Source organism: Methylocella sp. (assembly GCF_041905455.1).
Taxonomy (GTDB): Bacteria; Pseudomonadota; Alphaproteobacteria; order Rhizobiales; family Beijerinckiaceae; genus Methylocapsa.
The window spans coordinates 1-14,654 of the sequence record NZ_JAYRLA010000005.1; the positions used below are offsets into that span (position 1 = coordinate 1).

The window sequence follows — 14,654 nt, forward strand, 5'->3', positions numbered from 1 at the left end:
CGCGGATGCGCTCCCATTGGGAGTCGCGAAGGCTGTAGCGTCGCACCGGTCAGCTCCAAAATGGCTGACCTTCTATGAATCGAAGTTTCCAGCGCGCCGGAAGCCCCTAAATGACGACAGGCCCTAGGCAAGCGCAGCGCCGGCGCGCAATTCTGGCGCTGAAGCGGGCCAAAGCGCAGGCGCATGCGCGCATGCTCGCCGCCCATTCCCAGATCGGCGCCCCCGCGGTCCACGCCGGCGTCCGGGACGGCGCGGGCGAGGCGCAGCATATGTCGAACGCAGCCTACGCCGCGCTAGTGTCGGCGGAGATCAACCGCCGCAAGCACTATCCCGAAAGGGCGCGGGAGGCCAGACGCGAAGGCGCGGCGCGGGTGGTTTTCACCATCGGCTCGTCCGGCGCGATCATCGCTCGGTCCATCGTGCGATCGTCCGGCGACGGCGATCTCGACGCGGCCGTCCTGCAGATGATGTCCGCCGCGCATCCGCCGCCGCCGCCGGGCGGCGGCTTCCGCGGATCGATCACGATCTCCTTTAGCCTGGCGAGATAGGCGACGTGGTCGGGCGAGCGCGCGCCTTCGACCTCCGGCGCGCGCGCCCACGGCGCTATCGCCGCGCCCAAACGGACGCCGTCGGCGGTGTTGCAATTGAGCAACGGCAGGCCATAAAAGACCACAGTCAGAATCGCTCCAAATAATAGCGATAGCTATATCTATTTCGATATAGATAACTGGAGCCGCGGAACGACGGCGGCGCGCCGCGCAAAATGCGATGCCGGGACTTCCTCCTGCGACCTCTTCATCTCCGTCTTCGACGGCACAAGTCTGCTCGCCTCCGAGCTGACTGCAAGGAAAAACGTCTGATGCCGACTACTCGCCGCATAGCGCTCCGCTCAGCGCTGCTTCTCAGCGCCTCTGCGTCCGTCGTTGTTTTCTGTTCGATCGCGCGCGCGCAGGATGCGACGCCGGTCCCGGACGTCTCCGTGACGGCGTCTCCGGGAATCCCGGCGCCCGTCATTGGACAGCCCGCCGACGCTGAAGGTTTCAACAATGTCGTCGTCGCGCGGCAGACGACCGGTTCGAAGACCGACGCGCCGATCACGGACGTCCCGCAGTCCGTCGTAGTGATTCCCAACAAGATCATCGACGATCAGAACATCACCAACCAGGCCGACGCCCTACAAAATGTCGCCGGCGTTCAGATCGCCGGCTTTCCGGGCTACACGCTGAACGGCAATTACGCCCTGATCCGCGGATTCAGCGTCAGCGAATATATGCTGAATGGCATGTATGATCAGACCAACGCCGCAAATCTGCCCTTCATCGGGCAGGACGTCGAGCGCATCGAGGTCCTGAAAGGGTCCTCCGCCCTGCTCTACGGACCCACTATCGGCAGCATCGGCGGCATCGTCAACACGGTCACCAAGAAGCCTCTGCTCAATCCTTCCTACCTCTTCGGGACCACTGTCGACAATTTCGGCATGGTCGGCCTCTACATGGACGTGTCGCATCCGCTGACGGAAGACAAGAACTGGCTGGTCCGCGTCACCGGCGATCTCAGAACAGATCCGACCTTTGTCCAGAATGGGCGTCAGCAGATCGGCGACGGGTCGATCACGATTCAGGGTCAGATCGATCCGGCGACGACGCTCACCTTTTTCTATCAGCACATCGGGCTGCAAGCGAACCAGATTCTGGGGCAGCCGGTTTTTACGAATTTGGGCTATCCTTTCCAGTTCGCGAGGAGCGCCAATCCTTCGGTATTGCAGGCGCAGCCCTATCAGGCCCAAAGCAACGCCATTCAGATCGAGCTCGATCATCAGATCAACTCAAACTGGATTTCGCGGACGAGCGTCGGATGGGTCGGCAACACAAACTACAACTCGCAATATGGCGTCAGCTGGAATGACGACGGGACCGGATCCTGGTATTACTATCATGAACATTTCGATCGCCAGGCTCTAAACCTCGACACAAATTTCAACGGCAAGTTCATGCTGTTTGGTCACGCAAACGATCTTGTCGTCGGCGCAACGTACCTGTACAATCCAACAAGCTAAAATTACTATAGCCCGAACGGCGCTATTGTAAATGGGACAGTGACAAGCCCAACGAACATCCCGCGGCCGCAGGTGACATGGGCCTCCAACATTGAAGGCAATCAATCATATTATTATAACAACAAGGCGGCTTTTTACCTCAACGACGTCGTCGATATTATAGGCGGGTTGAAAATATCTGCGGGCCTTTCCTATACCATTGCCCAAGATTATTTTCATTACAATACTTCTAACGATATTAAATATTCGAACTCCCAGAACGGCGTCGCGTTTCGCGTCGGCCCAATCTATTATTTGACGCCGGATTGGACCGTTTATTCCAGCTATGCGACAACTTTTGTGCCGCAGAACTATCCACATAGCGAAGACGGCGTAACCGTCTATCCGGCGAAGCCGCTACAGGGAAATCAAATCGAGGTTGGCACGAAATACGCCGTCACCAATCAGGCTAGCATCACGGCCGCTCTCTATCAGCTGACCGAGACGAACGTGCTGGTGACGAGCTCCGATCCCATCCTCGCGGCCCAGGGCGTAATGGAGCAGATCGGAGAGGCCCGAAGCCGCGGCCTCGAGCTTGACTTCGCCTATCGGCCGCTGCCTGGATGGGACATCACGGCGTCCTACGCCTATACGTCGGCGAAAGTCATCTCGGACACGAATATCGCAAATCTCAACCATCAGTTCGCTAACGTGCCCTATAACGCCGGCTCCATTTGGAGCACATATGAATTTCAGGACGGCTTCCTGAAAGGTTTTGGCGTTGGCGCAGGCCTGCACGCGCAATCCTCGAGCCCGATCGCCACCAACAGCATTTACAGATTGCCTGCATGGGCCGAGGTCAATGCGCTTCTCTACTATAAGTACGACGGGTGGCGCTTCTCGGCGAATATCACGAACCTTTTCAACACGCGTTATTATCAATCGTCGACGGGGTTTAACAACGTTTTCGTCGGCCAGCCCCTGACTGTCGCGTTCCGCATTCAGAAGCAGTTCTAGGCGCTGTCCCGAGACGCGGCCTTTCTTGAGGCGATCGAGATGAACCCAAAAAAAGAACCCCTATCCGCCGAAGATGGCGCGCTATTTGACACGCAGGCGCGCGCGCTCGATGAAGAGGGGTTCTTCATCTGGCGTCAATTGTTCGATCCTGCGGACATCGATCGTCATCTGCGAGCTTATGAGAGCGTCGCTCGGCAGATCGACGGGCGATACTTTCAGGAGGGCCCGCCTCTCTCGCTAGACGAGTATCGCAATGCGCGCAGCCGATTTTATGAGGCCGACCGCACGCACGAGTCCATCTGTTTCCAACCGAGGCTCCTCGGGTTTCTGCGCCGGCGATTTGACGATGAGCCGGTGCTGCGCATGGTCGGGACCCACCTGTTCACCCTCGGCTCCCACATTCACGCCGACTCGCTCAACACCACGATTACCGATCCGCCCGACCGCGAGTGCGCATATGGGCGGCCCTCGAAGACATCGACCCGCGTTCGGGCCCGATCTACCTCTACCCGCAAAGCCACAAGCTTGTCTGCGGGAACATACGCGAGGAAATGCTGGAGGAGCATCCCGGTTATCATGACTGGCTGCGTTTCAACTTTCAGCCGCACACCGAGGAGGCGAAGCGCTTTGGCGCACACATGATTCAGAAAATCGAGGACGGCCTGTCGCGTCACCGGCTGGTCCGCGTCGCGCCTGAACTCAGGAAAGGGGATGCTCTCGTCTTCGATCTCGCCATCATTCACGGATCAAGCGAGGCGCAAGATCCGGGACGCACACGAAAGTGCATGATCTTCAATCACTACGCCCGTCGCGCGCCATTTTATGCGCCAGGCGCCTATTGGGGGCGGACTCATGACTTTCGTCGACCGGAAAATGTCGTCGAGTTTGAGGTTGAGGAGACGCGCGCCGGGCTCAAGGTCGTCAACTATCTTAACGCCTGCAAGGAAATCCAGGCGCGGGCGATCGTCGTCGACTGATGAGCGTCAAGTCTCGATTTCCAGGGAAAGCCGCGCGGCCGCAGGGGAGCCAACCGAAATGGCGTTCTGCGCCTCCTCCGGGCGACCCGATATGGCTGTTCATGGCGATCGCTTCCGCCGCGTTCCTTCTGGCGGCGTGGACGGCCTCCGTTCGGCAAGCCGCGACGCCTCCGCCGGCGTCGGGGCGGCGCCTCGCAAGCGACGCGAACGGCCGGCGCGCTCCAATTGACTTTCCCTTTGGAGGCGCGGCTTTTCTCGCGACGACGCTGGGTGATTACCTTTTCGTCACCCATCGCCCTGATGCGATTGTCCTGGCCCCAGCTTACTCGCCGCCCCGCGACCGTCTCTTGGGCCGGGTCTTTGGCGGTCTCATAAAAGGGTCTTCGGTTCGAAATAACGGCACCGGCGCAAGCAATCTGGAGACCCTTCTCGCACTGCGCCCCGGCGCCGTATTCAGCTGGTATTTTCAGCGGCCTGCGCTCGAGCGCGTCGGCCTGCCCGTGATCGGCGTCGGAGCGCAAAATGGAAGATTTTCCCTGTTTGACGACGCCCGGGCCTACGCCGGCGCTCTGAGGCTCGATGGGGCGGCGGAGAGGATCATCGCCGCCTATAAGGATCAGATGGCGGCGACCGGCGGCGAATTAGGCCCAGACATCCCTCGCCCCGGGGTCTTGGGCCTCGGCTTCTTTGGCGACGGGCGTATGGCGGTCTGGATAGCGTCGAACCCGGCGACAAGGCTGATCGAACTCGCCGGAGCGAAAAACGCCAGCGCAAAGCGCGTGAATCCGCCATGGATCGACGCGGAAGAAGTTCTGCGGATCGACCCTGACATATTGATCCTTCGGGAAGGCGCGAACAATCGCGTAGATCCCGCGTCGTTCATGTCCGACGCGCGGTGGCGAGCATTGAAATGCGTTCGTAATCGTCGCGTCTACACGATTCCAAAAGCCGCAGGCTCCTATTTTCAGGGAATTGTTGAAGACCCTCTTTTCGTCCGATGGCTCGCTGAACTCGTCCAGCCGGATCGGCTCAGGCCGAAGGTCCGCGCGATGATGCGGGAAGCCTACTCGCGTGAACTCAACTATCGCCTCTCCGACGTGGAGCTGGACGACATGTTGCAGACCAAGGCGAACGGCGCCTCTTCATTTTATGAGCGCTTTTTGCTCGACGCTCAATGACGCAGGAAATAATCCCTGCGTCGCCCGGTCGCGCAGGCGAGACGCGATCTCGGCTTTGTCCTTTCGGCCCGACGCGCCGCAACGGCGCGCCGAGGCGCAGAGCCTCGTCCCTGAGGACGCCATTGCAGGCGATGGCGCATTCGCCGCACAGGCCGCCGCGAGACGTCGCATGGTCCGGATCGCCCTTCACCCTGGCGACGGCGCCCTCGTTTCGCATCACGATGAGGCCGCAGGCGTCGCAGCAATCCCGGGGGGCGCGTCGTCTTGACGTAATCGACGGCGCTCATTTGTCAGGATCCATGTCCCGTCCGGCCGCCCTCGCGCATTACGCACGAGCCGGAATTCCATTGCGAGCGACCATGAACGGGCTCCGCGGCGCAGAAGAAGCGCCGGGTTGGCCGCCGATGAGCGCGAAGCGGACCGGCAGGCCAAGCCCGCGCGCGGCCATGCGCAGTTTTGCGCTCAGGCCGCCGCGTCCTCTTTCCTCGTTTTGCAGCCCGGAGCTGGACGGGAAAGTCCGCCCCGTGTCGAACTTCCACAGACAGGCCATCTTCGGCCGCCGCCGATCCGCCCGCCTTGCCATGTCCGCGCAACCGCCTAAATTGCAGGCTGGGCACCCATCGAACGCCGGCGCGAAACGGCTGGCAAGGCGTAAGAAAATGACTTTCGTCGACGCGGTCGAGGCCGCAGGCCGCAAGGCCGGGCATATCAAGCTGCATGGGCCCGAGGCCTTCGCCGGGATGCGCGAGGCGGGACGGCTCACCGCCGAGGCGCTCGACATGCTGACCCCCTATGTCGAGCCCGGCGTCTCGACCGAGCGGCTCGACCAGCTCGTCTTCGACTTCGCCATGGACCACGGCGCCTATCCCGCCCCGCTCGACTATCGCGGCTACCGCAAGTCGATCTGCACCTCGATCAACCACGTCGTCTGCCACGGCATGCCGGACAGGAAGCCGCTCAAGGAGGGCGACGTCGTCAACATCGACGTGACCCTCATCGTCGACGGCTGGCACGGCGATTCGAGCCGCATGTACGCCGTCGGCGAAATTCCGCGCAGGGCGCAGCGGCTGATCGAGGTCACCTATGAATCGCTGATGCGCGGCATGGCCGTCGTGCGTCCCGGCGCGACGACGGGCGACATCGGCGCGGCGATCCAGGACTACGCCGAGGGCGAGCGCTGCTCGGTGGTGCGCGACTTCTGCGGCCACGGCCTCGGCCGGCTGTTTCACGACGAGCCGAACATCCTGCACTACGGGCGGCGCGGCGAGGGCGTGCTGCTGCGCCCCGGCATGTTCTTCACCATCGAGCCGATGATCAACCTCGGCCGGCCGCAGGTGAAGATCCTGTCCGACGGCTGGACCGCGGTGACCCGCGACCGCTCGCTCTCCGCCCAGTTCGAGCATTCGATCGGCGTGACCGACACGGGCCATGAGGTCTTCACCCTGTCGCCCAAGGGGCTGAACTGCCCGCCCTACCGCCTCGACGGCGCGTGAGCCGCGCGCGCAAGGGCGCGGCCGGCGCGCCGGAGGAGCCCGCCCTCGACCTGCGCGAGGCGCCCTTCCCCGGCCTTCTCCCCGAGGCGGCGGCCCCCGCGCCGCATTACCACGGCCATCGCGAGCGGCTGCGCGAGCGCTTTCGCAAAGGCGGCGGCGAGGCGCTCGCCGACTATGAGCTGATCGAGCTCGTGCTGTTCAGGGCCATGCCGCGGCGCGACGTCAAGCCGCTCGCCAAGGCGCTGATCGCCCGCTTCGGCTCCTTCGCCGGCGTCGTCACCGCCCGCGCCGAGCGGCTCGCCGAGATCGACGGGATCGGCGAGGCGGCGATCGTCGAATTGCAGATCGTCGCCGCCGCGGCGCGGCGCCTCGCGCGCGTTGAGATCGAGGCGCGGCCCTCCCTCTCCAGCCTGCCGGCGGTGATCGACTATTGCCGCGCGGCGATGGCCCACCTCGACCATGAGGAGTTCCGCGTCCTGTTCCTCGACAGGAAGAACTTCCTCATCGCCGACGAGGTGCAGGGGGTGGGCACCATCGACCACGCCCCGGTCTATCCGCGCGAGCTGATGCGCCGCGCGCTGGAGCTCGCCGCCTCCGCGCTCATCCTCGTGCACAACCATCCCACTTGGCCCTTTTTGATCACGATGGATCACGCTCAAGCATCGTAAAACACTGGCTTTTTTTGGGTTGTCGCAGGGGCGGATACCATGGCATAGTGGGGGCGGTTTTAAGGGGATCGGAGCCCTTTTTGACCCCAGTTGCCGGCACCACAAACCCGTCTGGCGACCCCACCAAAAAGCCGATGGAGAACCCCAGTGCCGAGCCTTACAGATGGAGAAATACGCCGCGCCCTGAAGCAGGTTGAGCAGACCCAAAAACAGCTAAGCCTCGTTGACGGCGAAGGACACGGCACCGGCCGCCTGGTCCTCGTCATGAAGCCGATGCCTACCCGTGTGACTGCGGACTGGATGGCGCAGCAATGGCGCGATCAGAAGCGGATCAAGAAGAAGCTCGGCTCATATCCGGCGATGCCGCTCAGCAAGGCGCGAGAAGTGTACAACCGCGATTTCGCGGGGATGATTCAGAAGGGCCGCAGCATCAAGATCGCCGGAGACACCCGCCCCGGTACGGTCGCTGACCTGTTCGAAGCCTATGTCGCGGCCCTCAAGGAGGCCGGAAAGCCATCTTGGAAAGAAGCCGAAAAGGGCCTCAACAAAATCGCCGATACGCTCGGGCGCAACCGCCCGGCACGCGACATCGAACCGGAAGAGATCACGGCGATCATTCGCCCGATCTATGAGCGTGGGAAGCGGTCAATGGCCGACCATGTGCGATCCTACATTCGATCCGCATATAGCTGGGGTCTTAAATCCGAGCATGACTACCGCTCGACCGCAGCGCGCCGCTTTCGGCTCGTTTACAATCCGGCGGCGGGCATTCCGACAGAGCCCAAGAACGTCGGCACACGCTGGCTGGACGAAGATGAGTTCCTCCGGCTCTATCGGTGGCTGGAATGCCCCGACACGCCGGTCCACCCGCCCTATGCCCGTGCCGTCAGGATTCTCCTGTTGACCGGCCAGCGCGTCGAGGAGATCGCGCGTCTGCATGTCGATCAGTGGGACGCCAAGGAGCGGATCATCGACTGGTCCAAGACCAAGAACGGTAAACCCCACGCCATTCCTGTGCCCAAGATCGCGGCGGATCTCATCGAAGAGATAAAGCCCAACGAGCATGGCTGGTTTTTCCCATCGGCCAAAGACCCGTCAAAGCCCGTCAGCCACGGAACGCTCTACTCTTTTATGTGGCGCCAGCGCGAACGTGAGGTCATCCCTGTGGTGACGAACCGCGACCTTCGGCGCACATGGAAAACGCTTGCCGGCAAGGCCGGGCTCTCAAAGGAAATACGCGACAGGATTCAAAACCATACGCTTCAGGACGTCAGCTCGAAACATTATGATCGCTGGAACTACATGGCCGAGAAGCGCGCGGGCATGGCGAAGTGGGACAAGTTCGTCCGCGCCATGCTGGCGAAGAAGCGCCTGAAGGCGGCAGCTTGATGACGCGGCCGCCCAAATCCCCCGCCCCGCGTCGCGCCGGGACAGCCGCGCCGGCCGCCGACATCGACCCGCAAAGCTATGCTGCGTTCGTCGGCGACCTGAAGCAGAGGATCATCGAAGCCCGGCACCGCGCCAGCCTGTCGGTCAACCGCGAGATGATCCTGCTCTACTGGACCATTGGGCGGGATATTCTCACCCGGCAGGTGCGTGAGGGTTGGGGCGCCAAGGTCGTCGACCGGCTCGCCGGGGATCTCCGTCAGGCGTTCCCCGAAATGACCGGGCTTTCGTCCCGAAACCTCAAATATATGCGGGCCTTGGCCGATGCCTGGCCCGATCCCGAAATTGTGCAACGGATCGTTGCACAATTACCGTGGGGCCATAACGTCAGCCTGCTCGATACCGTAAAGGCGCCAGAAGAACGCGCCTGGTATGCCCGGCAGGCCATCGAGCATGGCTGGACGCGGCCCGTCCTTGTCCATCAGATCGAGAGCAATTTGTTCGCCCGCCAAGGCAGCGCGCTAACCAATTTCTCACGAACCTTGCCGGCCGCGCAATCCGAACTTGCCCAACAGCTTCTCAAAGACCCCTACACCTTCGACTTCCTCTCGCTCGGCCCGGACATGCTGGAGCGCGATCTCGAACGCGGGTTGATCGAACATCTGCGCGCGCTGATCCTCGAACTCGGCAAGGGTTTCGCCTTCGTCGGGAGCCAGTATCATCTCGAAGTGGGCGGTCAGGATTATTACCTCGACCTGCTTTTCTATCACCTCCGTCTGCGCTGCTTCGTGGTGATCGAACTGAAGATCGAAGACTTCAAGCCCGAGTTCGCGGGCAAGATGAATTTCTACCTCTCGGCCGTCGACGACCAGCTCCGTCACCCGGACGATCAGCCGACCATCGGCATCATTCTCTGCAAAGGCCGCAACGAGGTGATCGTCGAATACACCTTGCGCGACACCAGCAAGCCGATGGGCGTCGCGCAATACCGCCTCTCGCCGGTCCTGCCGCCACAGCTTCAACGCGACCTGCCGACCGTTGAGGAACTGGCGCGCGAATTTCCGCTCATGTCCGTGGTCAAGCTCCGCATCGAGATCGAGCGGACCTTGAGGGATTTCATGATCGACAATGGCGGCACGCCGGAACGACCGGCCGGTATCACCGAGATGGTGAGCGCCCTGCAGAAGCGCAGGGTCGCGCCCGCCAGCACGAAACCGTTCCTCGCTTCGCTCCGCGTCATGCTGGAAGCCTCGCATGGTGTCGATGTGGACGGGACAAGCGCGCAGCGCGCGATCGATGTCGGCACGACGTTCCTGGCGGAACTGAGGGAGCTGCGGGCACATAGCGGAAAGGACGGCTGAATGTTCCGTCGTCTCGCCGCCTGGATCGAGAAGCGCAGACAAATCCGCCAACGCTGGCAGCAGGACGCGCGGGCGATGATCGTGAAGCACGGCCATCACGCCTATTATGAAGCGCAGCGGCTCGCCGCACGCTGTCGTGCCCAGGGGAACGGGTCCGAGTTCTGGCATTGGGCCAAGGTTGCCTCGGAGGTCGCGCGCCTGTCGCCTGATGCGGAAATGGACATGAAGGTGGTGCAGGCCATCGCCGATGAGGAAATGCGATAGCTTCGGCATCATGATGAAATGGTGGTGGGGGAAAGCCTTCCCCCTGGCCGGCGCCAAGGTCGCCGGCACACCCCCTTCTGCGGGAGATTCCCCCGCAACACCCCCTTTTAGAGTGAGAGTGCGGACGGGTTTTGTCGTGACGGGTTGAGGGCTGGGAGAGAGGCTTCCGGCGCCCGTCGCGGAGAACCGCGATGTCCAGACATGAACGCACCCCTCGGACCGGCACCGACCGAGCGAACCTCTATGACGAAATCACCGGCAAGATCATCGCCGAGCTGGAGGCCGGCCGCGTACCGTGGGTCCAGCCCTGGGGCACCTCGGCGGCTAAGGCGCCGCTCGGCCTGCCGCGCAACGCCACGACCTCCCGTTGCTATAGCGGCATCAATGTCCTGATCCTCTGGGGGGCCGTCATCGAGCACGGCTTTCCCGGCCAGGGCTGGCTCACCTTCCGCCAGGCGCTGTCGCTTGGCGGCCATGTTCGCAAGGGTGAGCGCGGCACCACCGTCGTCTATGCCGACCGCTTCACGCCGGAGGACGAGAAGCGCCGCGCCTTCGAGGCAGGCGAGGAAGCCCACGCGATCCCGTTCCTGAAGCGCTTCACGGTGTTCAACACGGCGCAATGCGACGGCCTGCCCGACGACATCGAGGCGGCTGCGCCCCCGCCGCCGCCCGGCATGATCGAGCCCCAGGTCGAGGCGCTCATCAAGGCGACCGGCATCGACTTCCGCATCGGCGGCAACCGGGCATTCTACGTCCCGTCGCTCGACTATGTTCAGGTGCCGCCGCCGGCCGCCTATTACGAGCCGATCAACTGGCACCGGACGGCGCTGCACGAACTCGGTCACGCCAGCGGCGCAGAGCACCGGCTGAACCGAAATCTTTCCGGCTCCTTCGGCTCGAAGCTCTATTCGGTCGAGGAAATCACGGCCGAGCTGATCTCGGCCTTCTGCTGCGCCTCGCTCGGCATCGTCCCGACCGTGCGCCATGCCGACTATATCGGTTCGTGGCTGGAGGTGCTGCGCGAGGACAACCGCGCAATCGTCCGGGCCGCCTCGCAAGCGAGCAAGGCGGCGGACTGGCTCCTGTCTTTCGCGCCGGGCGCCGAGCGCCTTCCCGACACCAACGATATGCGGAGGGCCGCGTGATGCGCTTCCGCCCTGGGCATCGCCCCGAACCATATCGGGACACGTCGCGCAAACGCGCGGCGTTCCACCGCAAGCAGCGCCTCGAACGCGAGGCCCTGCCGCTCTTCGCCGAGGACATCGCCGCCACCCAGCATGGCGTCGACGAGGAAATGGCTCGCCGCACCATCTGGTGGGACGAGTATGAACGCGATCGCCGCGATCAACGCGCGGCCTGGTGGCGCAAAGGCCGTGCCCGGCTCTTTGCGCTGCCCGATCCCTTGCGCGCCCGCGTCCGCGAAATCTGGCGGACCTGCCCATATCCCGCCGATCCGGCGAGCTTCGCCGATTTCCTGCATCAGATCGCCGTCGGCAAGCTCGATCCCGAACGGCCGCCATGGGTCTTCCATCAGGCGCGCTCGGCCCGCATCACCCGCAATCCGTCGAGCTTCCACGACGCCTTCCGCCAGATCGGCAAGCGAAAGGTCACAGGCGGCCCGAACAGAGCCGACAGCGACGAGCGGCTGTTCTGCGGCAATCTCGGGTCGGGCATCCTGTTTCTGAACGAACGGGTGCATCCCATTGATCGCTCGGCGGGTTTCTACGCCGTGTCCGACCATCGCCTGCGCGATTCCCATCTTCGCCATGCCGATCATCGCGTTGAGATCGAAGTGCGCGGCGAATGCTCGGATGCCGACGTCGCGCTGATCGAGCGGCTGGCGCAGGCCGGCGAGACGCGGCCCGTCACCGTCCAGCGGATCGTTCCTGTCACGATCGCCGGAGGTACCCGGCCATGAGGCGCGGGCGTGGCGCTCTCCCGCTCGGCGTCCCGCCAGCCGCACCGCCGATAGAGGGAGAGAGGGGATGAGATTTCATGACGGGTTAGGTTCGAGAGAGAGGCTCTCGGCGCCCGTCGTGGAGTAAAGACCATGGCCAAAGCTGCCCGCAAGAAGAACCCCGCCGTCGCGATGATCGAGTTTTCCCGCACGCGCGACATTCCGTTCAACCGCATCCGGCTGTCGGACAGCAATGTCCGCGAGATCGACGTCGAACAGGGCCTCGACGAGCTGACCCAGGACATCGACCGCCGCGAAGACCTCGTGATGGGCCTCAATGTCCGCGCCGTCCTCGACGATGCCGGCGCCGAGACCGGCGACTTCGAGACCCCGGCCGGCGGCCGGCGCTACCGCGCCATCGCCCGCCTGGTCGCGGCGGGCCGCTTCGCCGAAGACGGTCTCATTCCCTGCCTCGTGAAGAAGGCCAATGCGAAGACCTCGGCCGTCGACGATTCCTATGCCGAGAACGTCATCCGGCTGGCGCTGCATCCGCTCGACCAGTTCAAGGCGTTCAAGCGCATGGTCGATGGCGGCATGTCGAAGGAGGAAGTCGCCGACGCCTATCGCACCACGCCGCGCTATATCGCCCAGCGGCTGCGCCTTGCCCGCGTCGCGCAGCCCCTCATGGACGCCTATGCGCGCACCGAGATGACGCTGGCGATGCTGGAGGCGTTCACCGTCAATCCCGATCATGCCCGTCAGGAGCAGGTCTGGGAGGCGATCCAGCGTTCACACAACCGCCAGCCCTGGTATATCCGCGATCTCCTGACCGAGACGACGGTTCCGACCGACGACAAGCGCGCGCAGTTCGTCGGCGTCGAAACCTATGAACAGGCCGGCGGCGTGATGCTGCGCGATCTCTTCTCCGACGAAGACGAAGGCTGGCTGGAAAATCCCGAGATGCTCGACCGGCTGGTCTCCGACAAGCTGAAGGGCATCGCCGATGACGTCGCGGCCGAGGGCTGGAAGTGGATCGAGGTCGATACCGATCTGCCCTACGGCCACGATCGCGGCCTTCGCGTCCTCAACGCCACGTTCCCCGATCTGACCGAAGAGGAACGCGCTACCCGCGAGGCGCTGGGCGAGGAATATGAGCGGCTCGAGGCGGAACACGCCGACTATGACGAGCTGCCCGACGACATCGATGCGCGCCTCGGCGAGATCGAGGCCGCGCTGAGCGCCTTCGAGAATCGTCCGGCGATCTATGACGCCGATGAGATCGCGCGCGCGGGCGTCTTCATCAGCATCGACCGCGCCGGCCAGCTCGTCGTCGCTCGCGGCTATGTCCGTCCCGAGGACGAGGCGCCCGTCACCGTCGACGGTGAGGATGATGCCGGCGATGGCGAGCGTGATGCCGAAGGCGGTGCGGTCGCGACCCAGGCGAGCGTCCAGCGCGCCGTCATCACCATCGGCGGCGAGCCGGTGGACGCGGAGGACGACGAGGACGACGCGATCAAGCCGCTCCCCGAACGGCTGGTGATCGAGCTGACCGCCCATCGCACGCTGGCGCTCCACGATGCGCTCGCCAACAACCCGCATGTCGCGATGACGGCGCTCCTGCACCGCCTGGTCATGCAGCGCTATCACTACTCGGCGCCGACCGGCTGCTTGGAGGTCTCCGTGCGACAGCGGCATCTCGGCGTGCAGGGCAGCGATCTCGGCGACACGCCCTCGGCCAAGGCCATCGACGAACGCTTCGACGCCTGGAAGGCCGACGTTCCCTCGGACGAAGGCGCGCTCTGGGACTGGATCGCCGCGCTCGACGATACGAGCCGGATGGCGCTGCTCGCCCATTGCGTCAGCTACGGCGTCAACGCCCTCTACGAGCGGCCGAACCCCCACAGCGGTTCCGGCGTCTCGCAGTTCGGCCTTGATTGTCGCCTGTCGGGTGCTGATCGCATCGCCCGCGCCACCGGCTTCGACATGGTGATGGACGGCGGCTGGAGGCCGACGGTCGATAACTATCTCGGCCGCGTCACCAAGCCCCGCATCCTCGAAGCCGTTCGCGAAGGCGCTGGCGAGCGCGCCGCCCAGCTCATCAGCCATCTGAAGAAGGGCGACATGGCGAAGGAGGCCGAGCGCCTGCTGGCCGAAACCGGCTGGCTGCCCGAGCCGTTGCGCCTGGTCGAACTCGACGGTGACGTCGCGGACGCGGACGATGCCGGTGATGGCGATGCCCTGCCGGACTTCCTGGTAGGCGATGGCGACGACGACGAAGCCACCGAGACCGAAGACGAGCAAGTCGTTCTCGTCGCGGCCGAATGATCGAAACGGCGGGGAGCGGCGTCGGTCGCTTCCCGCCGCCATTCATGGAGATG

12 protein-coding genes and 1 pseudogene are annotated in these 14,654 nt (G+C 63.6%); all 13 read left to right on the forward strand.

Annotated features, from left to right (window positions below; all coding sequences use genetic code 11):
- Positions 1-110: 110 nt before the first annotated feature.
- The 13 genes and pseudogenes from ACE3OG_RS05485 (at position 111) to ACE3OG_RS05545 (ending at position 14,601) form a co-directional block, all read left to right on the forward strand.
- Complete coding sequence (locus tag ACE3OG_RS05485; RefSeq protein ID WP_374306613.1) at positions 111-548, forward strand: energy transducer TonB; 438 nt, start codon at positions 111-113, stop codon at positions 546-548.
- Between the two features lie 311 nt (positions 549-859).
- Entirely contained in the window at positions 860-2,056 is a 1,197-nt protein-coding gene (locus ACE3OG_RS05490) for a TonB-dependent siderophore receptor (protein WP_374306614.1), read from the forward strand.
- Positions 2,057-2,095: 39 nt separating this feature from the next.
- Positions 2,096-3,052, forward strand: a complete 957-nt coding sequence (locus ACE3OG_RS05495; protein ID WP_374306616.1) for a TonB-dependent siderophore receptor — start codon at positions 2,096-2,098, stop codon at positions 3,050-3,052.
- A gap of 431 nt (positions 3,053-3,483) precedes the next feature.
- Positions 3,484-4,029 (forward strand): annotated as a pseudogene (locus ACE3OG_RS05500) (phytanoyl-CoA dioxygenase family protein); the annotation flags it as partial.
- 101 nt (positions 4,030-4,130) lie between these two features.
- Complete coding sequence (locus ACE3OG_RS05505; RefSeq protein ID WP_374306618.1) at positions 4,131-5,207, forward strand: ABC transporter substrate-binding protein; 1,077 nt, start codon at positions 4,131-4,133, stop codon at positions 5,205-5,207.
- Between the two features lie 659 nt (positions 5,208-5,866).
- Positions 5,867-6,700, forward strand: a complete 834-nt coding sequence (gene map / locus ACE3OG_RS05510; RefSeq protein WP_374306620.1) for a type I methionyl aminopeptidase — start codon at positions 5,867-5,869, stop codon at positions 6,698-6,700.
- 50 nt (positions 6,701-6,750) lie between these two features.
- The gene (locus tag ACE3OG_RS05515; RefSeq protein WP_374306874.1) at positions 6,751-7,368 is read left to right on the forward strand and encodes a RadC family protein; all 618 of its coding nucleotides are present in this window, start codon (positions 6,751-6,753) and stop codon (positions 7,366-7,368) included.
- Positions 7,369-7,515: 147 nt separating this feature from the next.
- Entirely contained in the window at positions 7,516-8,757 is a 1,242-nt protein-coding gene (locus tag ACE3OG_RS05520) for a site-specific integrase (RefSeq protein WP_260347843.1), read from the forward strand.
- Positions 8,757-10,115 carry a YhcG family protein gene (locus tag ACE3OG_RS05525; RefSeq protein ID WP_260347842.1) on the forward strand — a complete coding sequence of 453 codons (1,359 nt, stop codon included), beginning with the start codon at positions 8,757-8,759 and terminating at the stop codon, positions 10,113-10,115. The genes ACE3OG_RS05520 and ACE3OG_RS05525 overlap by 1 nt, the downstream gene beginning before the upstream one ends.
- Entirely contained in the window at positions 10,116-10,379 is a 264-nt protein-coding gene (locus ACE3OG_RS05530; protein ID WP_260347841.1) for a hypothetical protein, read from the forward strand.
- Positions 10,380-10,570: 191 nt separating this feature from the next.
- The gene (locus ACE3OG_RS05535) at positions 10,571-11,524 is read left to right on the forward strand and encodes an ArdC family protein (RefSeq protein WP_260347840.1); all 954 of its coding nucleotides are present in this window, start codon (positions 10,571-10,573) and stop codon (positions 11,522-11,524) included.
- A complete protein-coding gene (locus tag ACE3OG_RS05540; RefSeq protein ID WP_260347876.1) occupies positions 11,524-12,297 on the forward strand; it encodes a hypothetical protein in 774 nt (257 codons plus the stop codon). Before ACE3OG_RS05535 ends, ACE3OG_RS05540 begins: the two co-directional genes overlap by 1 nt.
- Before the next feature lie 132 nt (positions 12,298-12,429).
- Positions 12,430-14,601 carry a chromosome partitioning protein ParB gene (locus ACE3OG_RS05545; RefSeq protein WP_260347839.1) on the forward strand — a complete coding sequence of 724 codons (2,172 nt, stop codon included), beginning with the start codon at positions 12,430-12,432 and terminating at the stop codon, positions 14,599-14,601.
- The last annotated feature ends 53 nt before the right edge of the window (positions 14,602-14,654 follow it).